The 19,620-nt window shown below is 59.6% G+C and carries 20 protein-coding genes; 2 read left to right on the forward strand and 18 right to left on the reverse strand.

What is annotated here, in order from left to right:
• Positions 1-23 precede the first annotated feature (23 nt).
• The 9 genes from PAF12_RS16795 to PAF12_RS16835 all read right to left on the reverse strand — a co-directional run bounded on the left by PAF12_RS16795 (position 24) and on the right by PAF12_RS16835 (position 7,909).
• Complete coding sequence (locus tag PAF12_RS16795; RefSeq protein ID WP_271109729.1) at positions 24-833, reverse strand: enoyl-CoA hydratase/isomerase family protein; 810 nt, start codon at positions 831-833, stop codon at positions 24-26.
• 27 nt (positions 834-860) lie between these two features.
• A complete protein-coding gene (locus PAF12_RS16800) occupies positions 861-2,012 on the reverse strand; it encodes an acyl-CoA dehydrogenase family protein (RefSeq protein WP_271109730.1) in 1,152 nt (383 codons plus the stop codon).
• Complete coding sequence (locus PAF12_RS16805) at positions 2,009-3,133, reverse strand: acyl-CoA dehydrogenase family protein (protein ID WP_271109731.1); 1,125 nt, start codon at positions 3,131-3,133, stop codon at positions 2,009-2,011. The genes PAF12_RS16800 and PAF12_RS16805 overlap by 4 nt, the downstream gene beginning before the upstream one ends.
• Positions 3,120-3,569: a MaoC family dehydratase gene (locus PAF12_RS16810; RefSeq protein WP_088652416.1), complete on the reverse strand. Its 450-nt coding sequence runs from the start codon at positions 3,567-3,569 to the stop codon at positions 3,120-3,122. The genes PAF12_RS16805 and PAF12_RS16810 overlap by 14 nt, the downstream gene beginning before the upstream one ends.
• Positions 3,566-4,285 (reverse strand): transglutaminase family protein, encoded by a 720-nt coding sequence (locus PAF12_RS16815; RefSeq protein WP_088652417.1) that lies wholly within the window; start codon positions 4,283-4,285, stop codon positions 3,566-3,568. Before PAF12_RS16815 ends, PAF12_RS16810 begins: the two co-directional genes overlap by 4 nt.
• 63 nt (positions 4,286-4,348) lie before the next feature.
• Positions 4,349-5,485 (reverse strand): CaiB/BaiF CoA-transferase family protein, encoded by a 1,137-nt coding sequence (locus PAF12_RS16820; protein WP_271109732.1) that lies wholly within the window; start codon positions 5,483-5,485, stop codon positions 4,349-4,351.
• Positions 5,486-5,495: 10 nt separating this feature from the next.
• Entirely contained in the window at positions 5,496-6,353 is an 858-nt protein-coding gene (locus PAF12_RS16825) for a MaoC/PaaZ C-terminal domain-containing protein (RefSeq protein WP_027264317.1), read from the reverse strand.
• Between the two features lie 23 nt (positions 6,354-6,376).
• Positions 6,377-7,528 (reverse strand): thiolase, encoded by a 1,152-nt coding sequence (locus PAF12_RS16830; RefSeq protein WP_271109733.1) that lies wholly within the window; start codon positions 7,526-7,528, stop codon positions 6,377-6,379.
• Between the two features lie 3 nt (positions 7,529-7,531).
• Positions 7,532-7,909 (reverse strand): Zn-ribbon domain-containing OB-fold protein, encoded by a 378-nt coding sequence (locus PAF12_RS16835; protein WP_088652421.1) that lies wholly within the window; start codon positions 7,907-7,909, stop codon positions 7,532-7,534.
• Positions 7,910-8,013: 104 nt separating this feature from the next.
• Here PAF12_RS16835 and PAF12_RS16840 point away from each other — a divergent pair, with 104 nt between their 5' ends.
• On the forward strand, positions 8,014-9,159 hold the full coding sequence (locus PAF12_RS16840) for a CaiB/BaiF CoA-transferase family protein (protein ID WP_027264314.1): 1,146 nt from the start codon (positions 8,014-8,016) through the stop codon (positions 9,157-9,159).
• A gap of 16 nt (positions 9,160-9,175) precedes the next feature.
• The gene (locus PAF12_RS16845) at positions 9,176-10,342 is read left to right on the forward strand and encodes a CaiB/BaiF CoA-transferase family protein (protein WP_027264313.1); all 1,167 of its coding nucleotides are present in this window, start codon (positions 9,176-9,178) and stop codon (positions 10,340-10,342) included.
• 23 nt (positions 10,343-10,365) lie between these two features.
• On the opposite strand, the gene PAF12_RS16850 is transcribed toward PAF12_RS16845, so the two are convergent.
• From PAF12_RS16850 to PAF12_RS16890, 9 genes are all read right to left on the reverse strand, one after another.
• Entirely contained in the window at positions 10,366-11,523 is a 1,158-nt protein-coding gene (locus tag PAF12_RS16850; protein WP_088652424.1) for an acyl-CoA dehydrogenase family protein, read from the reverse strand.
• A 204-nt stretch (positions 11,524-11,727) separates the two neighbouring features.
• Positions 11,728-12,654 carry an electron transfer flavoprotein subunit alpha/FixB family protein gene (locus PAF12_RS16855; protein WP_088652425.1) on the reverse strand — a complete coding sequence of 309 codons (927 nt, stop codon included), beginning with the start codon at positions 12,652-12,654 and terminating at the stop codon, positions 11,728-11,730.
• Positions 12,654-13,412 carry an electron transfer flavoprotein subunit beta/FixA family protein gene (locus PAF12_RS16860; RefSeq protein WP_258095911.1) on the reverse strand — a complete coding sequence of 253 codons (759 nt, stop codon included), beginning with the start codon at positions 13,410-13,412 and terminating at the stop codon, positions 12,654-12,656. The genes PAF12_RS16855 and PAF12_RS16860 overlap by 1 nt, the downstream gene beginning before the upstream one ends.
• A 42-nt stretch (positions 13,413-13,454) precedes the next feature.
• A complete protein-coding gene (locus tag PAF12_RS16865; RefSeq protein ID WP_028095212.1) occupies positions 13,455-14,237 on the reverse strand; it encodes an enoyl-CoA hydratase/isomerase family protein in 783 nt (260 codons plus the stop codon).
• Between the two features lie 11 nt (positions 14,238-14,248).
• Entirely contained in the window at positions 14,249-15,025 is a 777-nt protein-coding gene (locus PAF12_RS16870; RefSeq protein WP_088652427.1) for an enoyl-CoA hydratase/isomerase family protein, read from the reverse strand.
• A gap of 78 nt (positions 15,026-15,103) precedes the next feature.
• Positions 15,104-16,354, reverse strand: a complete 1,251-nt coding sequence (locus tag PAF12_RS16875) for an ABC transporter substrate-binding protein (RefSeq protein WP_271109734.1) — start codon at positions 16,352-16,354, stop codon at positions 15,104-15,106.
• A 97-nt stretch (positions 16,355-16,451) separates the two neighbouring features.
• Positions 16,452-17,654, reverse strand: coding sequence for an ABC transporter substrate-binding protein (locus PAF12_RS16880; protein ID WP_100931414.1), 1,203 nt, complete (start codon positions 17,652-17,654; stop codon positions 16,452-16,454).
• A 69-nt stretch (positions 17,655-17,723) separates the two neighbouring features.
• Entirely contained in the window at positions 17,724-18,533 is an 810-nt protein-coding gene (locus PAF12_RS16885; protein ID WP_100931425.1) for an ABC transporter ATP-binding protein, read from the reverse strand.
• Between the two features lie 10 nt (positions 18,534-18,543).
• A complete protein-coding gene (locus PAF12_RS16890) occupies positions 18,544-19,617 on the reverse strand; it encodes a branched-chain amino acid ABC transporter permease (RefSeq protein ID WP_100931415.1) in 1,074 nt (357 codons plus the stop codon).
• Positions 19,618-19,620: the final 3 nt, after the last annotated feature.

The raw sequence follows: 19,620 nt of genomic DNA on the forward strand, positions 1-19,620 counted from the left end.
ATGCCTCCTCGTCCAATCGGGCGTTAAAGCGGGCAGTCCTTGCGGAAGTTTGGCGCGCGCTTCTCGCGGTGCGACAACACACCTTCCTTGACGTCCTCGCTCATAAAACCAAGCATCTCCAGCGCGGTCGACGCATCAAAGATCGGCCCGGCCTGGCGCAGCCAGTTGTTCAGCGAATACTTGGTCCAGCGGATCGCGCTTTGCGAGCCGTTGGCCAGTTCGACAGCCGTGTCCAAAGCGATCTGCTGAAGCTCGTCATCCTCGACGCACATTGACACCAGACCGATGCGCTCGGCCTCTTCGCCCGACACCGGCTTGCAGGTCATCAGATAGTATTTCGCCTTGGCCATCGAGGTCAGCAGCGGCCAGATAATCGCCGCGACATCGCCAGCGGCAACGCCCAGACGCGGATGACCATCGACAATCTTTGCCCGTTTCCCGGCGATCGAGATGTCGGCCAGGATGGCAACCACAAGGCCCGCGCCTGCCGCAGGGCCATTGATCGCGGAAATGATCGGCTTGTTGCAGTTGATGATGTTGTAGACGAGATCCTTGGCTTCTTTCCACGTCTTCATGATCTCGTGCGAGTCGCCGATCATCTTCTCAATCAGGCTGAAATCGCCGCCCGCCGAAAACGCCTTGCCCGCGCCGGTCACGATGACCGCGTTGATGTCGGGGTCGCGGTCGATGTCGATCCACATGTCCGTCATCTGGGTGTGGGTTTCGGCATCCACCGAGTTGAAGCTCTCGGGCCGGTCGAACGTGATGCGCAGCACGCGATCCGCGGGATAGTCAAATTTCAGTTTGTCGTATTTTGCATAACGCTCCGACATGGGTCTTTTCCTCCGTAGGGTATGGGTTCAGCCCGGCAGTCCGAGAACGGCCTTGGACAGGATGTTTCGCTGGATTTCGTTCGATCCGCCGTAGATCGTGGTCGGCCTGGCCTTGTAGAAGCTCGCAAGGACATCGACACTTACGTTGCCGACCTGAAGCGGGCCGACGGTGGCGCCATCGGGTCCGGCGGCCTCGATCATCAATTCGGTGATGCGCTGAAAGCACTCGGTCACCCAGATCTTGAGCATCGAGACATCCGCGCCCAGCGTTTCGCCGCGCTTCAACTGGTCGGCAAAGCGGGCATAAAGCGCCGCGTGATCCTCGACATCAAGCGCGGCCTGGGCAAAACGGTCGCGGAACACCGGATCGTCAAAGGCGCCACGGCCCCGGGCAAAGCTCTCAAGCTGACCCAGGGCGTTCTGGGCCAGGCTGGGCGAGCCGATGAAGATGCGCTCAAAACTCAAGAGAGCCTTGGCCATGCTCCAGCCCTTGTTCAGCTCGCCCACGAGGTTTTCGCGCGGCGTGCGGGCATTGTCGAAGAAGACCTCGCAAAACTCGGTTTCCCCGGAAAGCGTGGTGATCGTGCGCACCTCGACACCGCTCTGATCCATCGGCGCCAGGACAAAGCTGATGCCCTGTTGTTTCCTGGGCGTGTCCGGGTCGGTGCGCACCAGCATGAAGATATGGGTGGCGTCATGCGCCATCGTGGTCCAGATCTTCTGCCCATTGATGACGAAGTCACCGCCGTCAATATCCGCGCGGGTGCGCAGATTGGCCAGATCGGACCCAGCGCCCGGCTCTGAGTAGCCCTGGCACCAGATGTCTTCGCAACTCAGGATGCGCGGCAGCCAATAGTCTTTCTGCTCCTGTGTGCCGAACTTGATGATCAGCGGGCCGACCATCTGCACACCCATATCGCGCCCGCGATTGACGCCCCAGCGTTGCTGTTCTTCGTAAAAGATCAAGAGTTTGGCGGCGTTCAGCCCCATGCCGCCATATTCCGCAGGCCAGGCCGGTGCGACCCAGCCTCTGGCGTGCAGCTTGCGGTGCCAGTGCTTGATCTCGGCAAATTTGGGACGGTGCGGCAGGTGGCGCAGCTCCTCGGGATACTCGGCCTCAAAAAAACCGCGCACTTCCTTGCGGAACTCCGCATCGCTCATTGCGTTCCAGTCGGTCATTGTGCGGCCCCCTCTTCTTCGCGCGCGTCGAACCAGGCCCGGCGGTGATAGGCGTCGTCGCCCAGCCAGGCCGACAGCACCAGCGCCCGGTTCAGATAAAGCCCGATATCGAATTCATCGGTGTAGCCGACCGCCCCGTGCAGCTGGATGGCGTCGCGGGTGACGTTCCTGGCGGCCGTGACCGCCCGTGCTTTGGCCCGGCTGGCCAGACGTGCGCGGATATTTGCGTCCGTTTCGCCGTCCATGCGCGTCAGAACTTCGCGCACCGCGGCCTGCGCGACCTCGCACATCACGTTCAGGTCGACGGCGCGGTGCTGGATGACCTGGAAGGATCCGATCGGCTTGTCGAACTGCTCACGCGTCTTGATGTAGTCGAGCGTAATCTCGAAGGCGCGCTGGCTCAGGCCGACAAGCTCGGCCGCGGCAAGCGCCGTGGCATCGGCCACAGCCTCGGACAGTGCTTCCTGAACCGCTGCACCGCTGGCCAGCTCCGCAGCCGGTGTTCCCGAAAAGGAAAGCTCGCCCAGAGAACTGCCATCGGCCTGCGCACGCCCGGTCGTAACAAGCCCGTCCGCGCCGACCTCGGCCAGCACCAGAACCGGGCCATCATCGCCTTCGGCCACGACAAGGAAACCCTGCGATCCGGCCGCGCCGACCACCCAGGCCTTGCCGCCGAACAACTTTCCATCCGCATACCGGCAGGTCGCATCGGCAGGCGCACCGCCCGGACCACGTTCCTGCCAGGCAACCGCCAGCGAAGCCTCGCCGCCGATGAGTTGTGGCACCTTCGGATGATCCGGGCAAAGGCGGCGCAGAAGACCGAGGCTCAGACCGATCGTCAACACGACCGGTTCCGGGGCAATCACGCGACCGACCTCTTCGGCGATGATGCCGGCAGCGGCCAGGCCCATGCCAAGCCCGCCCTGATCTTCGGGCACCGCCACCCCGAAAACGCCGGCCTCGGCGAGTTCCCGGACCATCTCCGCATCGAAACCGCCCCCGGCATCACGAAGTTTTCGGGCTCTGTCACTTCCGCCCGCCCGTTCAAACAACGTGCGCGCGCTCTCGCGCAACAGGCGAAGGTCTTCTTGTTCGCTGGAAAGGATATCAGTCTGTGTCATTTTGTTTTCGCTGGATCATCACGGGGGTGTCGGTCGAAAAAACGACCTCGCCCGCAGGGTTTTTGGCGCTGAGCGTATAGTGCAAAACACCTCTGTCGGGCTTGCTTTTTGACGGCGTGACCGCGTTGACCGTCAGTTCGACATCAAGGGGTTCGTTCGGGCGCACCGGCCGCAGCCAGCGCAGATTGTCAAAGCCCATGCCACCGATATTGGCGACATCGACCATCATTTCAGACATGACCGGCCTAAACACTTCCAGCATCGTCTGAAAGCCCGAGGCGATCAGGCTGCCATGTATGGCGGTTGCATAGTTTTCGTCGGTGTGCAGCCGCTGCGGATCCCATTCCTCGGCAAACGCCTTTATCGAACCCGCGCTCATCGGAGCGCTGCGAAAGCGATAGACCTGGCCCGGCGAGAAGTCTTCCAGATACCTCAAGAGGCACCCTCCTTTGCGAAACCGTCATCGTATCCGCTCGCATCCTTGGATATCCGGATGCGGTTGAATTCTTCCAGCTTCGGATAGGTTTCCTTGAACGCCACCAGGAACTCACCCATCGGCGCGTCGAAATAGAGACCACGGTCGTTCACATATTCCATGTGTCGGTGATTCTGTTCGTCGAACTCATGAAAGAGCGCGTCGTGATAGCCGTCGAAGACCAGGGGTTTGACCCCGAATCTTTCACACAGTTCCATGTTGAATGCAGGTGTCACCTTGTAGGCCTCATTCCCCAACCACAGTTGAACGTAGCCGTGGTAGATAAAGAGATCGGTCCCCATCAACTCCTGCAACTTGGGTGTATTCAGGTGGTTGCGCACATCCGCGAACCCCAGTGCGGCTGGGATACCCACAGCACGCAGACAAGCCGCCAGCAGAATTGCCTTGGGAACGCAAAACGCCGCTTCCGCCCCAGCGATACGGCTGGCACGGTAAGAGTCCTCATCCAGCGCGAAACAATAGGGATCATAGCGAATATCGTCGCGCACCGCTTCGAACAGGCGGACCGCCTTGTCTCGATTGGTTGCGTCCAAAGGAAGATCACGCAAAGCCGATGTCACGAAACCCTGCACTTCCAAGCTATCGCTTTCCACAAAGCGCGATGGCATGACATAACGCTCAGCATCAGTCGGCAGGTCATCGTCAGACTTGTCCATTGGCCCCTCCCCTTTTCTAACAAGTGTTAGATTACCGATTCAAAACCTGCCCGTCAACGGGATTTACTCTGTCATCGGTTGGTCCACGCCATAACGCGCATTGTCTTTGCCCAAGGTGGCTGCAACTCCGACCGAATTTCCCGAAGAACGGAACTCCGGCGCAATTGGCAGCGGCAAAGCGGGCGTGTTCCGGTCAGAGATTTTTACGGTCCGCCCGAACACGTCACGCGCTTTGAAATGCGGGTCGCGCGCCGCCTCGGCGGGCGTTTTCACGACCGAACAGCAGCAATCGGCCGCAGCCAGCAGAGGCTCCCAATGGGTCGAGGGGTGTTTCCTCAGACGACGCGCAACCTCCGCGGCACTGGCATCGGGATCGGACCAGTCATCGCGAAGTGCCACCGGCAAACCAATGACATCGCAGAACGACTGCCAGAACTTTTCTTCCAACGCGCCGACGGCGATCTGACGCCCGTCCGCAGCCGTATAAAGCCTATACCGGGCCAGGCCACCCGTCAGGCGGCTGCTACCGTTTTTAATGTTCTGCCCGGCAATCACACCTTCGGCATGGGCCCAATAGGCAAAGGCGAACGCCCCCTCGGACATTGCGATATCCAGATGCGTCCCCTGCCCGCTTGCCTGCCGCGCAATCAGGGCCAGCAGGATATTCATCACTGCAGGATAGGTTCCGCCTCCGATATCGGCGACCAGTCCGAACGGTGCCGTTGGCTGGTCATCCGGTCCGCGACTGAGCGACAGGATACCCGCATCACCGACGTAGTTGAGATCGTGGCCGGCTGCGCTGGCCTTTGGTCCGGTCTGGCCATAGCCGGTGATCGAACAATAGATGAGACCGGGATTGATCTCGCGCAGAGCATCATAACCAAGCCCGAGCCGGTCCATCACGCCGGGACGGAACTGCTCTACCAGAACATCGGCCTTCTCGATCAAGGGGCGCAGCCATTCCACTGCACCCCTCGACTTGAGGTCGATGGCAACCGATCGCTTGCCGTGGTTCAACACGGCAAATCCGATGCTCTCTCCGTCGATCTTGGGCTCCGTGTGGCGCGCGTCCTCGCCGACTCCGGGCCGTTCGAACTTGATTACTTCGGCCCCGACCTCGGACAGCATGAGCGTCGCCATCGGACCGGGAAGAAGTGTGCTGAAATCCAGCACCAGGATATCCTTGAGCGGTTGAGCCATCTTCACTGCCTCAGGCAAAGCGCGCCGCGCCGTTGTTCAGAACAACCACGTCGCGTGCAGGAATAGACGCTCGAAACCGGGCCTCGCCGTCCTCTTCCCAGATTTCGAACCGCACGGTTTCGCCGGGATAGACCGGAGCCGAGAACCGAACATCCAGACCGACAAGCCGGGCAGAATCATAGTCCAGCAACGTCTTGAGAATCGCCCGGGCGGCCAGACCATAGGTCGCCAAACCGTGCAGGATCGGGCGGTCGAACCCGACCGACCGCGCGACATCGGGGTCGGCATGCAGCGGGTTCATGTCGCCGCTGAGCCGGTAGATCAGCGCCTGGCGCGGAAGCGTCTCGATATCACATATGTGATCGGGCACCCGGTCCGGCAGCACCGCCGGCGTCGGGCCGGGCCTGTTCTCGCCGCCGAATCCGCCGTCGCCCCGGGCGAAGGCCGACATCGCGACGCGTGCCAGCTTGTCGCCGCTGTCCGCGTCGATGATCTCGCGGCTTTGATAGATCACAGCGCCCTTGCCCTCGCCCTTGTCCGAGATGAAGTCGATCTGGCTGCGGCCGACAATCCGGCCATGTGTCGGCAGCGGCTTGTAGATGTCGAGCCACTGTTCTCCGTGCAGCACTTTTTGCCAGTTTACGCCGGTCTTGGGATCGCGCAGCCAGAAGCCGGGATACCCCAAAATGACCGCCATCGAGGGAACCGCCTTCAGACCGTCCTCATAGACAAAGGCCAGTTCTTTCTTGTCTGTCGGATCTTCGCCGAACCCCAGCCCGAGTGCGTAAAGGATGGTATCCCGCTCGGTCAGAGTCTGCTTGATCTCTTCGAAATCCCAATTCGAAAGTGCTTCGAAATCCAGTGGCATGATCTTTCCTCCCTTAGTTGCCGTCAGAGCGTGTTTTGCGATCCAAGTATGGCCGTGACCTGACTGGACAGCACACCGCCGTTGCCATGCGCCAGCGCCAGATCAATATCCTTCAACTGAATGCCCGGCGCGTCGCCACGGATCTGACGAGCAGCCTCGATCACTGTGAAGATACCGTACATCCCGGGGTGCACACAGGACAGGCCTCCGCCATTCGTGTTCACCGGCAAGGCCCCGCCAGGCGCGATGCGCCCGCCCTGGACAAAGGCCCCGCCATCGCCCTTGGCGCAGAACCCCAGATCTTCAAGAAACAGGATGGTATTGATGGTGAAGGCATCATAGAGCTCGACCGCCTGGATATCCGCAGGGGTCACGCCGGCCGTCGCAAAGGCGCGCGCGCCCGAGTCGCGGGCTGCGGTCACGGTGAAATCCTTCATCTGCGAAATCTGCCGGTGCGAGCTCTCCGCCGCACTGCCCAGCACATAGACAGGCGCCTTCGGGAAATCCCGGGCGCGGTCCGCGCGGACCATTACGATCGCGCCGCCACCGTCGGTGACAAGACAACAGTCGCGCACGGTCAATGGATCGCCCACCATGCGCGCACCCAGCACGTCCTCGCGGGTCAGCGGGCCGCGCTCGAACGCTTCGGGGTTGCGCTGCGCCCAGGCCCGCGCGGCGACGGCCACGTCGGCCAGCTGTTCGCGGGTGGTGCCATATTCATGCATGTGCCGCGCCGCCGCCATCGCATAGGCCGAGATCGGATAGCGCGGATTATACGGCGCCTCGTAGGCCGGCGGACGTGAAGCGGTCACCAGTCTGCCCGACGCGGTGCGCTGGTTGGAGCCATAAACAATCAGCGCGACATCACACAGACCGGCGTCCAGCGCCATGGTCGCGGACGTCAGGTAGTTTACGAAGGACGAACCGCCCGACATCGTGCCATCAATGAAACGGGGCTGGATGCCCAGATACTCCGCCGCCATAAGCGCCGGCATGCTGTCTTCCATCATGGTGCAAAACAGCCCGTCGACGTCGGACAGTTTCAGCCCGGCATCGCCAAGCGCCGCAAGCGCAGATTGCGCCATGACATCATAGGCCGTCAGGCCATGGGCTTCTCCGAAACCGGCATGACCAGTTCCCACGATGGCGGATTTCCCCCGAAGTTCAATGGTCATGGCTTATCTCTCCGACGGCTTGAAAAGCACGGCCGGAGCGCCCTCGGCCTCGCCCACGAAAGCGGTTACAGGCATGTCGATAGCGACCTCACCCGGGGCGATGCCCTCGACCCGGCTCATCATCCGGACACCCTCGTCCAGCTCGACGACACATACGTTGTAGTCACCGCCCCGTTCGGGTTTTCGGCGCACGACCGTTGTGGTGTGGACCCGTCCCTTGCCCCTCGCCTTCATCCAAGAAATCGCGCTGCCATGACAATGGGGACACAAGACTCTCGGGAAAAAGTGATAGGCCCCGCAGTCGTCGCACTTTGGCAGCAGGATCTCTCCCTCTGCCAGCGCGCGTTGGAAAAATTGGTCTGGTCCTATGGCGTCCTGCACCAGCGTTCTCCTTCAAGCGATCCAGTCTTCGTCCAACCGTATTGATTATGTTTCTAACAATTGTTAGATTTAGTCAACCTTTCAGGATCAATTGAGAGAAACTCATGCCAGGTTCAGATTTAGCCCCCCTTTCCGGCAAACTCGTCGTTGCGCTGGAACAGGCAGTCGCCGCGCCTTTTTGCTCCTCGCGGCTGGCCGATGCCGGCGCGCGTGTGATCAAGATCGAACGCAAGGGAGCCGGCGATTTCGCCCGCGCCTACGATACCGCCGCCAACGGTGAAAGCGCCTATTTCACATGGCTGAACCGAGGCAAAGAATCGGTCGCCTTGGACATTAAAGCCGACGAAGACCGTGAAATCCTGCTCAGGATGCTGGAAAACGCGGATGTGTTTATTCAGAACCTGCTGCCCGGCGCGCTGGCCAAGCTCGGGCTCGATTCCGCAAGTCTGCGAGAGAGGTTTCCGCGTCTGGTGACCTGCGACATCACCGGCTACGGAGAGGACGGCCCGATGCGCAACGCCAAGGCCTATGATCTTCTGGTGCAATGCGAAAGCGGCCTGGCATCGGTGACCGGCACGCCGGATGGACCGGGGCGGGTCGGCGTGTCGGTCTGCGATATCGCCACCGGCATGACAGCCCATGCCGGGATCTGCGAAGCGCTGGTCGGGCGTGATCGAACCGGCAAGGGCAGCGGCCTCTCGGTGGCCATGTTCGACGTCATGGCGGACTGGATGGCGGTTCCGCTTCTTTTTCACGACTATGCCAATCAGCCCACGCCCAGAACCGGGCTTGGTCACTCTGTCATATGCCCCTACGGCGCATTCCACTGCCGAGGCGGTGAACAGGTCGTCATCTCGGTCCAGAACAGCCGCGAATGGAACCGGTTCTGCGTACAGATTCTCGGCGACCCGGCCTTGGCCGATGATCCGCGATTCCATGATAATTCAGCCAGGATCGCGCACAAATCGGAACTCGAAGAGCTTATCAAGACCGTGTTCGGCGCGCACGAACGTGCCGAATTGTTGAAGCTGCTCGATGGCGCGGGCATTGCATCGGCGGCGGTGAACGACGTTGCCGCGCTGTCGGATCACCCGCAACTTGATCGGGCGACCATCGGCACGCCCTCGGGACCTGTCAGCATCGCAATGCCCCCGATACGACGCGGCAGCACCGAAGCCGCGATCGGACCGTCCCCCGCATTGGACGCCGATGGAGCGGCCATTCGCGCGGAATTCGGTTCTCGTTCCTAGAACAGGAAATCAACCCATGACCAATGCAAAGAACACCGCAATCCTGCAAAGCGTCAGGATCATCGACCTGACGTCGATCATCTTCGGTCCTCTGGCCACGCAGATGCTGGGAGATCTGGGAGCGGATGTGATCAAGGTGGAAGCGCCCGAGGGCGATCTTCTGCGCCAGGTTCAGCCATCGCGGCACAGGTTGATGGGCGCTGCGTTTCTAGGGGCCAACCGCAACAAGCGCAGCGTCGTACTCGACCTGAAAACGCAAGCCGATCGCGACCGTCTGCGCAAGTTGCTGGTCGATGCCGATGTGATGATTTCAAGCATCCGGCCCGCGGCGCTTGCCAGATTGTCTTTGGATCCGGAAACCTTACGGAACGAGAACCCGAGCCTGATCACGGTTTCTGCAACCGGATACGGGCAGGACGGGCCTTACGCTTCGAAACCGGCCTTTGATGACATCGTCCAGGCGGTTTCGGGTTTGGCCAGCCTGCCCACCCTTCGCGATCCAGAGGCAAAACCCGATTATTCCCCGACCATTCTTGCCGACAAGCTTGGCGGTGTTACCACGGCTTATGCCGTCATGGCAGCCCTGTTTCATCGGGAACGCACGGGCCAGGCACAGCATGTCGAGGTGCCGATGTTCGAAACGCTGACGGCGTTTCTGCTGGCCGAACACATGGACGGCGCGACATTCGACGAGGTGCCGAGGAATTTCGGATATGCCCGCATGTTGGTGCCGCACCGCCGCCCGCTCCAGACGGCGGACGGGTTCATCACGATCCTGCCCTATACCAACGCCCAATGGGCGCGGTTTTTCAAGACGGTCGGGCGCGACGACATGATCAACCACGTCTGGGTCACCGACATGGACACCCGCAGCCGTAACATCGGCGCCCTTTACGACATGGTTGCTCGGATTGCGCTGACGCGGACAACCGCCGACTGGCTGGCCCTGATGGAGCAGGCCGACATTCCCGCCATGCCGGTGAACACCCTGTCGGATCTGCCGAACGATCCGCACCTTTCCGTAACCGGTTTCTTTCAGAAGGTCGAACACCCCACCGAAGGTACGATCTGGATGACACGCCCGCCCATTCGATTCTCGGCGACACCGGCGCGGCATGACCTGCGCCCCGCCCCCGGACTGGGCGAACACAACGACGAGATCATCGGTCCGGGGGGCGACTAGTCTCCGACCCGGCACCCGACGGATCAAACATCCAGCGAACGTGCGATCAGTTCCTTCATGATCTCGTTGGTGCCGCCATAGATCATCTGGACCCGGCTGTCGGCATAAAGACGCGCGATGGGGTATTCCATCATGAAACCGTAACCGCCGTGCAGTTGCAGGCATTCATGCATGACCTCGTTCTGCGTCTGGCTGCCCCACCACTTCGCCATCGAAGCCGTGGCCGCATCAAGTTCGCCCGCTTCAAGACGCGCGAGCCCGTCATTTACGAAGGAACGTAGCAATTCGGCCTTGGTTTTGCATTCCGCCAGTTTGAAGCGTGTATTCTGGAAGTCCATGATCCGGCTTCCAAATGCCTTGCGGTCCTGAACATATTTCACCGTTTCATCGATCGCAAAATCAATAAAACCGAGGGCGGTAATGCCGATCATCAGCCGCTCCCAAGGCAGCTGCTTCATCAGCTGGTAGAACCCCTGCCCCTCTTCCGGACCAAGCAGGTTCGCCGTAGGCACGCGCACATCCTCGAAGAACAGCTCAGCAGTATCCGAACCTTTCATACCCAGTTTCTTCAGGTTCCGTCCCCGGCGAAAGCCCTCGGCGCCCTCGGTTTCCAGAACGATCAACGAAACGCCCTTAGCGCCGGCGTTGCGGTCGGTCTTTGCCACGATAACAACGAGATCCGCCGTGTGCCCGTTTGTGATAAAGATCTTCGAACCGTTGATCTTGTAGTGGTTGCCATCCTTTTCCGCATAGGTTTGTACGTTCTGGAGGTCAGAGCCCGTTCCAGGCTCGGTCATGGCAATCGCCGCAACGCTGTCGCCGATGACCAGTTTCGGCAACCACTTTTTCTTCTGTTCCTCACTGCCATATGCGTTGAGATAATGGATTACGATGGACTGGATCCCATAGCCCCAACCCGTATCACCGGTGCGCCCCTGCTCGTAGACGGTAATCGCGTCGAACCCGATGCCGCCACCGAACCCACCATATTCTTCGGCAATCGAGCCACCCATGACACCCTGCTGACCGACTGTTTTCCAGAAGTCGCGGTCAACAATTCCCTGCTCCGCCCATTTTTCAATCTTCGGAGCCATCTCTGCATCGAAAAGCCTGCGTGTACTATCGGCGAACATCTTGTGTTCATCCACTGCCCAACTCGGGGAGTTCTTGATCAGAGACATGTTTTATTCCTATCGAGTCATGCTTGCATTGAAAAAATCTAACAAGTGTTTTTTTCTCACAATGAACCCGAGCCGTTCTGACGGGGCGTCACACGGCTTCGGACCGTGCGCATCCGGATTTATCCAATCAACGCGCCGCCCATTCGGCTCGTATAAAAAGGCCCGACAAAACAGGCGGGCCTTTTTATACTTTTTTGCAATGGCTTACAGCTTGTCGGTCAGTTCGGGCACGGCCTCGAACAGGTCGGCGACCAGACCGTAATCGGCAACCTGGAAGATCGGGGCCTCTTCGTCCTTGTTGATCGCGACGATGATCTTGCTGTCCTTCATGCCCGCAAGGTGCTGAATCGCACCCGAGATGCCGACGGCGATATACAGGTCAGGCGCGACCACCTTGCCGGTCTGGCCGACCTGCCAGTCGTTCGGTGCAAAGCCCGAGTCGACGGCGGCGCGGGATGCGCCAACGGCGGCGCCCAGCTTGTCGGCCAGTTTCTCGATCAGCGCAAAATCGTCTTCCGAGCCGACGCCACGGCCGCCCGAAACCACGATACCGGCCGAGGTCAGTTCGGGACGGTCGCTTTCGGCGACCTTGTCTTCGACCCATTCCGACAGGCCCGAAACGGATGCGCCGCCCACGGTTTCCACGGCGGCCGAGCCACCGGTGCCGGCCGCGTCGAAGCTGGCGGTGCGGAAGGACACGACCTTTTTTGCGTCGCCCGATTTCACCGTCTGGATCGCGTTACCTGCATAGATCGGGCGCTCGAACGTGTCGGCATCGACCACGCCGGAGACATCGGTCAGCATCATCACGTCCAGCAGCGCGGCCACGCGGGGCAGCACGTTCTTGGCGTCGGTGGTGGCGGGTGCCACGATGTGATCGTAGTCGCCTGCCAGCGACACGATCAGGTCGGCGGTCGATTCCGCCAGGCGATGACCCAGCGCGGGGTCTTCGGCGACCAGCACCTTGGCCGCGCCGTCGATTGTCGCGGCTTCTTTCGCGGCGTCGGCGGCAGACGCGCCGGCGCACAGAACCGTCACGTCGCCCAGGGCCTTGGACGCGGTGACCGCCTTTGCGGTCGCGTCCATCGATAGTTCACCATTGTTGACTTCGGCAAGAAGAAGAACAGCCATCACACCGCCCCCTTTTCCTTGAGTTTCGCAACCAGCTCGTCGACCGAGCCAACCATTTCACCGGCGGCGCGTTCGGCCGGCTCGGACGTCTTGACCACGGTCAGGCGCGGGGTGACGTCGACGCCATAGTCGGCGGCCGTCTTTTCATCCAGCGGCTTTTTCTTGGCCTTCATGATGTTGGGCAGCGACGCATAGCGCGGTTCGTTCAGGCGCAGGTCGACGGAAACGACGGTCGGCATCTTGACCTTGATGGTCTGCAGGCCGCCATCGACCTCGCGGGTGACGACGGCGCTGTCGCCATCGATGCCCACTTCCGAGGCAAAGGTCGCCTGGCTCCAACCGAGGATCGCCGACAGCATCTGGCCGGTGGCATTCATGTCGTTGTCGATCGCCTGCTTGCCGCAGAGAACCAGACCGGGCTGTTCCTCTTCCACGACCTTGGCAAGGATCTTGGCCACTGCCAGCGGCTCGATATCCTGGTGCACGTCATCCGCTGCGACGACCAGGATGGCGCGGTCGGCGCCCATGGCCAGTGCGGTGCGCAGGGTTTCCTGCGCCTGTTTGACGCCGATGGATACCGCGACGACCTCTTCGGCCTTGCCGGCCTCTTTTAGGCGGATCGCCTCTTCGACGGCGATTTCGTCGAACGGGTTCATCGACATCTTAACGTTGGCGAGATCGACACCGCTGCCATCCGCCTTGACGCTGACCTTCACGTTGTAGTCGATCACCCGTTTCACAGGCACGAGTACCTTCATTGGCGTGGTCTCCTTGAGTTTTGCGATAAGGTTTCAACCGAGCTAACGGTCTTTGAATTCTGGAGTTCTTTTTTCCGAAAACGCTTTCATCGCTTCGGGAAAGTCATGCGCGCACAGCAAAACGCTTTGGGCATCGCGCTCGATATCCAGCGCCTCGAGATAGCTGCACTCGGCTGCGGCGCGCATCACACGCTTGGCGGTCTGAACGCCAAACATCGGGTGCGTTGCAATCTCGCGGGCAATTTCCAACGCCCGTACTTCGACCTGGTTGGCCGGCACACATTCTTCGACAACGCGCAGGTCCCTAGCGGTGCGCCCGTCGATTTCACGGCCCGTGAGCACAAGCATCCGGGCCACGCCCGCACCGGCGCGCTGCTGAAGCAGCCAGCTTGATCCCGTGTCGGGACAACCGCCGACGCGTGCAAATACTTCGCACAGCCGGGCATCTTCGGCGGCAACGACAATGTCCGCCGACAAGGCCAGGCTGAGGCCCGCGCCAAAAGCCACGCCGCATACCGCAGAAATCAGAGGTTTGCGAAACAGATAGGCCGCGCGTCCGCCATCGTGAACCAGGTCCACCATTTCCGACGTCGCCCGCGCGCCTTTGGCGATCTCGGACTGAAACCCGACAAGATCGCCGCCGCTGCTGAAATGATCGCCGCCGGTCATGACAACGGCACGGATCGTAGCGTCCCGTTCGGCTTCGCGCAGGAGCGCCACCAGTTCTTCGACGAACCCGATGCTGTAAGGGTTGCGTTTTGTCGGCTGAAGAAAACGCAGGATTCCGACAGGGCCTTCCCTGTCCAGGCGAATAAGCTCAGTCATTCAAGTCTCCATCAGGTCCCGGTCCAGACGGGTGCTCGCTTTTCAGCAAAGGCCTTTGGGCCTTCAATCGCGTCGTTGCTGGCGTAAACCACCTCGTGCAGGCGCTTGCCCTCTTTCAGGCCACCCGCACAGCCCAGGTCCATGGTCGCGCGAACGCCGCCTTTGGCCGCAATCACCGAAAGCGGGGCCGCGCTGGCAATGCGTTTGGCAAGGTCGAAGGCCCGTGCGCGGACAGCATCGGGAGTGTCTTCGATATAGTTGGTGAACCCGTATTCGTGCAGGCGCTCGATCGGCATCAAATCGCCGGTCAGAACAATTTCCATAAGGATGGGCTGCGGCAGCATGGACAATGCTGGCGATGCCCAAGGCGATCCACGACCGATCTTTACTTCGGTAATGCCGACCTTGGTTCCCTTGAGACCGACCCTCAGATCGCAATTCAGCGTCAGCATCATTCCGCCCGCCATCAGCGACCCCGTCATCGCCGCGATGATCGGTTTTTTGCAGGCGCGCATGGTCTCGTGAAACGGGTCGCGCATCTTGGTCAGAATATCGACGCCCTCGTCGCGTGCGATTTGTGTAGCTTCCTTCAGATCCAATCCGGCGCTGAAAACGCCGCAATCGGCCGACGTCAGAATGGCCACGCGAACGCTGTCGTCCGCCTCGATCTTCTCCCAGGCGTCGGTCAGCCCGTTCGTCGCCGCCACAGAAAGCGCGTTCTTGCGTTCTGGCCGGTTGATACAGACGGTCGCAATGCCATCTTCAATCTTCACGTTAATGGGACTCATGATACCTGCTTCGTTTCTCTGAACAACTTGGGTGCGTAAAGCTTCCCCGCGATATGTTTACCGCGGGGAAGCTGTGTCCTACTCGACTTTGAAAGTCGCGGAGCTGTGCTTGATGACATCCCACACAACGTCGAGATAGTCGGCGCTCCAGTCGGTCTGCGGAACCCAGGTTTCGCCATTCCACTGCTCGACCCGAGTCTTGCCACCACCACCATGATCTTTGTCGGTCACTGTAACCGGGGCCATGGTGCCGTTTCCATCGAAGTTCTCGATCGATTCATAGGCATTCTTCATGCTTTCCGGTGTGATCGGCCAACCGTTTTCGGCAATCGCGATACGCGCGGCTTCAAAACCGACCGAATAAATCGCCATACCCATGTTATAGTACACGTCTCGCACCAGATTCTCGGGTCCGCTGCCCTTGCCATTGGCATAGTAGGTTTCCAGCATCGTCTTGACGATCGGAACTTCCTGGCCACCGGCCACGTTGGTTCCGCGCAAAATGCCTTTTGCCTCTTGTGCGCCAATGTTGGCGATATCGACCTCGTTGAGCCAGTTGACCGACAGGTAACGGTCGATCGGGAACCGGTTGCGGCGCATTTCCTTCGAGGCAACCACATGCCCGCCAGCCAGAAGCCAGCTGATCACGTAATCTGGCTTATCACGGCGGATATTGCTCCAGGCACCGGCCTGATCCGAACCGGGAAGCGGCACGGGATAAAGCTCCAGTTCGAACCCTTCCTTCTCGGAAAGCGTTTTCAGGATCTCGATTGGTTCCTGACCGAAGGGATAATCCAGATAGATGAACCCGATCTTCGCCTTGCTCAGGTCACCGCCCATCTGGCCCTTGATGAAGGCAACGTTATTTGCCGCCTGCTGCCAGTACGTCGGACCGACCGGGAAAACCCATTCGAACACTTCCCCGTCAACTGCATCGCCACGGCCAACGAAGGACTGCATCAGAACGTTGCCGTCCTTCATGGCACGCGGCAGAACCGCGTTCGTGACCGGCGTGGACAGAAAATTGAATAGGAACACACCTTCGCGCTTGAGCTGCTCATAGCATTCCACACCGCGCTGCGGTTCGTTGCCGTGATCGCGAACGATGATTTCTACCGGATGCCCTTCGATACCGCCATTTTCGTTGGTGTACATCGCCAGATCCTGGGCGGCCTGAGCCACCTGCGGCGAAATGAAAGTGTAGGATTTGCTAAGGTCGAAGCAGAGTCCGAAGCGGATCGGCTCCTTGTCCTGCGCTGCGGCCACAGTCGCGCTTGCTGCCAGCGCAGTAGCAAGGACTACTGCCTTAATTTGCTGTGTGACTTTCATGTTTTCTCTCTCCCGTTGGTTTGGTTTGGGGCGGTGATACCGTTTCGTAAACGCCGCTGCCGCCCCGCGTAGCGTCGCCCTTCCTGCTACCAGTCTTTCACTGCTCGTATTGTGACGAACTTTCTTTCACCACGTCCCACACGACGTCCGTGTACTCAGAGATCCAGTCGGTTTGCGGCACCCAAGTCTCCCCGTCCCACATCTCGATCCGGGTCTTGCCACCGCCGCCATGATCTTCGGCCGTCACCGTAATGGGGGCCATCAGCCCGTTCGCGTCGAATCCCTCAAGCGACTCCAGTCCCGCTTTGTAGGACTTTGCGGTAATCGGAAGGCCTTCGAGTTCTGCCGCCTTGCGCGCGGCTTCGAACATGATTGAATACATGGCCAGACCGGTGTTGTAGAAAACGTCCTGGGTCTTCTCAATCGGGCCCGAACCCTCGCCCTTGTCGTAGAGCTCGGTCATGATCTCCTGATACAGCGCGACGTCCTGACCGCCCACAACATTGGTACCGCGCTTGATACCCTTGGCGGCCTCGTCGCCAATATTGGCGATATCGACTTCGTTCAGCCAGTTGACGGAAATGTATTTGTCCATCGGGATGCGATTGCGCTGCATTTCCTTCGACGCAACCACATGCGCACCGCCAAGCATCCAGACAATCACATGATCTGGGTTGTCCCGGCGCACCTTGGACCACACACCGGCCTGGTCACTGCCAGGCAGTGGCACAGGGTAAAGCTCAAGCTTGAAACCCTCTTTTTCGGACAAGGTTTTGAGAATCTCGATCGGCTCCTGTCCGAAAGGATAATCGAAATACACAAACCCCACCTTCACGTCCGACAAGTCGCCATCATGCAATTGCTTTATGTAGGCAACATCATTGGCCGCCTGTCCCCAATAGGTCGGTCCGATCGGATAGACCCATTCGAAAACGGTGCCGTCGACGGCATCGCCTCGGCCGACAAGCGACTGCATCAGGATACGCCCGTCTTCCATGGCCCGCGGCAGGATAGCCAGAGAGACCGGAGTGGACAGGGTATCGAAAACAAAGACGCCCTCGCGGCTGAGTTTCGAGTAGCACTCGATTCCGCGCTGCGGTTCGTTCCCGTGGTCACGCACGATGACTTCGACCGGTTCCCCACCGATGCCGCCCTTCATGTTGATGAGCTTGGCAAGGTCCATCGCGGCCTGCGAAACCTGCGGCGTGGCAAAGGTATAGGCCTTGCTGAGATCGTAGCAGATGCCGATCTTGAATGGCTCGGCCAGCGCCTGGGTGCCGAACAGCGCCCCGCCAACCATTGAAAATACTGCCAGCGCTTTGGTAAGTCTCTTCATTTTTTCCTCCCTGAACAGTTTTCGAATAGTACGTTAGCTCAGCCAACGTTTGCGTCGGCTGTAGTGCTTGACGTTGTGAAAATCGGTCTCTCCGCCGCCTAGATAGAACTCCTGAATGTCGGAGTTGGATTTGAGCGCCTCGGCCGTGCCGTGCATAACGACGCGGCCGTTTTCGATAAGATACCCTTGCGAAACGATCTCCAGAGCTGCCAGGGCGTTCTGTTCCACCAGCAGGACGGACAGGCCCTCATCCTTATTGATCTTTTGCAGGATGCCGAAGATTTCCTCGACCAGGAACGGAGCAAGCCCGAGGCTTGGTTCATCAAGCATCAAAAGCTTCGGCTGGGTCACGAGGGCCCGCCCAATGGCAAGCATCTGTTGCTCACCACCCGACAAATAGCCTGCTTGGGAATTTTTGCGTTCGGCAAGCCGTGGAAAATAGGCGTAAATCTTGTCCTTTTCCGCATTCAGCGTCGATCGGGACATTCCGCGCGGCGCGGCGGCGGTCAGGTTCTCGTCGGGGGTCAGATGTTCAAAGACCCGCCGCCCTTCGATGACATGACAGATGCCCATCTCGACGCGTTTTTGCGCGGGCGCTTCGGTAATGTCCGTTCCCTGGAACGTTATCTCACCTCGGCTGATGCGTCCGCGCTCGGCCTTCAAAAGACCGCTGATCGCTTTCAACGTGGTACTTTTTCCAGCTCCGTTCGATCCCAAGAGTGCGATCATCTCGCCCTTTGGGACTTGGACCGAAACACCTTTGATCGCCAGTATTACATTGTCGTACAGTACTTCGACGCTGTTCATGGATAGAATGTTCTGGGCTTCAACTTTTTCTTGCATCGGCATTCCCCTATTTCTTGAACTGATCGAAGGGCCAAACCATCAGATAGTCTCTGATGTTGCCGTAGAGTTTTCCCAAACCGAGTGGTTCGATCAGAAGGATAATGACGATCAGTGCGCCATAGACTGCGTTCGGGATGTGAGCGAGTGTTTCAACATCGATCTGCATGCCAAGCCCGTCACTCAGCGTGACGACGAGACCATTCACGATACCCGGAACAAGAAGGATCAGGGCAACACCGAAATAGGAACCGATAATGCTGCCAAGGCCGCCAACAATCACCATCGCAAGAACCTGGATCGAAACGGCAACCGAGAATTGCTCGGGTGCGGCGAGAAAGAAAAAGGTGGCAACAAGCAACGCACCGCTGACGCCTGCGATGAACGAAGAAGTCGCGAATGCGAGGATTTTGTAGTAGAAACTGTTCACACCCAGGATCGCGGCCGCAAAGTCTTTTTCCCGGACAGCGACCAAGGCGCGACCGAGTCCAGTACGCTTGAGATTAAGCATGAAGATCGTCACCAACACACACCAGCCGAAGGCGACATAGTAGAAGCCAGTATCAGTGGTAATCTCTTGCCCGAGCAGCGCCAATGTCGGTGACTGGAGCGACGCGTGTGAGCCCCCCGAGATCGCCGGAGAGTGGGTCAGAACCCAGTCCATCACGAATTGCATCGCAAGAGTGGTAAGGGCGAGATACAGTCCCTTGACCCGCAAAGCGGCAAAAGCAAACAGGCTGCCGATCACGGATGACGTCAACCCGCCGATGATCAGGGCGAATTCCCACGGCACCCCGAAACGCGCGGCATGGATCGCCGAATAGGCGCCGACAGCCATGACCGCGGCATAGCCCAGGTGAAGCTGCCCCGCCCAACCTGTCACCAGGTTCAGCCCCAAAGCGGCGGCCGTCCAGATCAGCCAGGGAAGCAAGTAGCTGTTCAGGTAAAGCGACGGAATGATGAACGGCGCGGCAAGACCGATCAGAAAGATGAATGCTGTCAGATTTCTGTCGGCAGGCACCTTGAAGATACGGCTGTCCGAAACGTAGTCGGCGTGATGGACGCCGGAAAGTCTGTAAAACATCCC

Source organism: Paracoccus sp. SCSIO 75233, from assembly GCF_027912675.1.
GTDB lineage: Bacteria > Pseudomonadota > Alphaproteobacteria > Rhodobacterales > Rhodobacteraceae > Paracoccus.

Excerpts from the sequence above, each read along its gene's own strand:
- PAF12_RS16795 (WP_271109729.1), bottom strand. The coding sequence starts at position 833 with ATGTCGGAGCGTTATGCAAAATACGACAAACTGAAATTTGACTATCCC.
- PAF12_RS16800 (WP_271109730.1), bottom strand. The coding sequence starts at position 2,012 with ATGACCGACTGGAACGCAATGAGCGATGCGGAGTTCCGCAAGGAAGTG.
- PAF12_RS16805 (WP_271109731.1), bottom strand. The coding sequence starts at position 3,133 with ATGACACAGACTGATATCCTTTCCAGCGAACAAGAAGACCTTCGCCTG.
- PAF12_RS16815 (WP_088652417.1), bottom strand. The coding sequence starts at position 4,285 with ATGGACAAGTCTGACGATGACCTGCCGACTGATGCTGAGCGTTATGTC.
- PAF12_RS16820 (WP_271109732.1), bottom strand. The coding sequence starts at position 5,485 with ATGGCTCAACCGCTCAAGGATATCCTGGTGCTGGATTTCAGCACACTT.
- PAF12_RS16825 (WP_027264317.1), bottom strand. The coding sequence starts at position 6,353 with ATGCCACTGGATTTCGAAGCACTTTCGAATTGGGATTTCGAAGAGATC.
- PAF12_RS16830 (WP_271109733.1), bottom strand. The coding sequence starts at position 7,528 with ATGACCATTGAACTTCGGGGGAAATCCGCCATCGTGGGAACTGGTCAT.
- PAF12_RS16840 (WP_027264314.1), top strand. The coding sequence starts at position 8,014 with ATGCCAGGTTCAGATTTAGCCCCCCTTTCCGGCAAACTCGTCGTTGCG.
- PAF12_RS16845 (WP_027264313.1), top strand. The coding sequence starts at position 9,176 with ATGACCAATGCAAAGAACACCGCAATCCTGCAAAGCGTCAGGATCATC.
- PAF12_RS16850 (WP_088652424.1), bottom strand. The coding sequence starts at position 11,523 with ATGTCTCTGATCAAGAACTCCCCGAGTTGGGCAGTGGATGAACACAAG.
- PAF12_RS16855 (WP_088652425.1), bottom strand. The coding sequence starts at position 12,654 with ATGGCTGTTCTTCTTCTTGCCGAAGTCAACAATGGTGAACTATCGATG.
- PAF12_RS16860 (WP_258095911.1), bottom strand. The coding sequence starts at position 13,412 with ATGAAGGTACTCGTGCCTGTGAAACGGGTGATCGACTACAACGTGAAG.
- PAF12_RS16865 (WP_028095212.1), bottom strand. The coding sequence starts at position 14,237 with ATGACTGAGCTTATTCGCCTGGACAGGGAAGGCCCTGTCGGAATCCTG.
- PAF12_RS16870 (WP_088652427.1), bottom strand. The coding sequence starts at position 15,025 with ATGAGTCCCATTAACGTGAAGATTGAAGATGGCATTGCGACCGTCTGT.
- PAF12_RS16875 (WP_271109734.1), bottom strand. The coding sequence starts at position 16,354 with ATGAAAGTCACACAGCAAATTAAGGCAGTAGTCCTTGCTACTGCGCTG.
- PAF12_RS16880 (WP_100931414.1), bottom strand. The coding sequence starts at position 17,654 with ATGGTTGGCGGGGCGCTGTTCGGCACCCAGGCGCTGGCCGAGCCATTC.
- PAF12_RS16885 (WP_100931425.1), bottom strand. The coding sequence starts at position 18,533 with ATGCAAGAAAAAGTTGAAGCCCAGAACATTCTATCCATGAACAGCGTC.
- PAF12_RS16890 (WP_100931415.1), bottom strand. The coding sequence starts at position 19,617 with ATGTTTTACAGACTTTCCGGCGTCCATCACGCCGACTACGTTTCGGAC.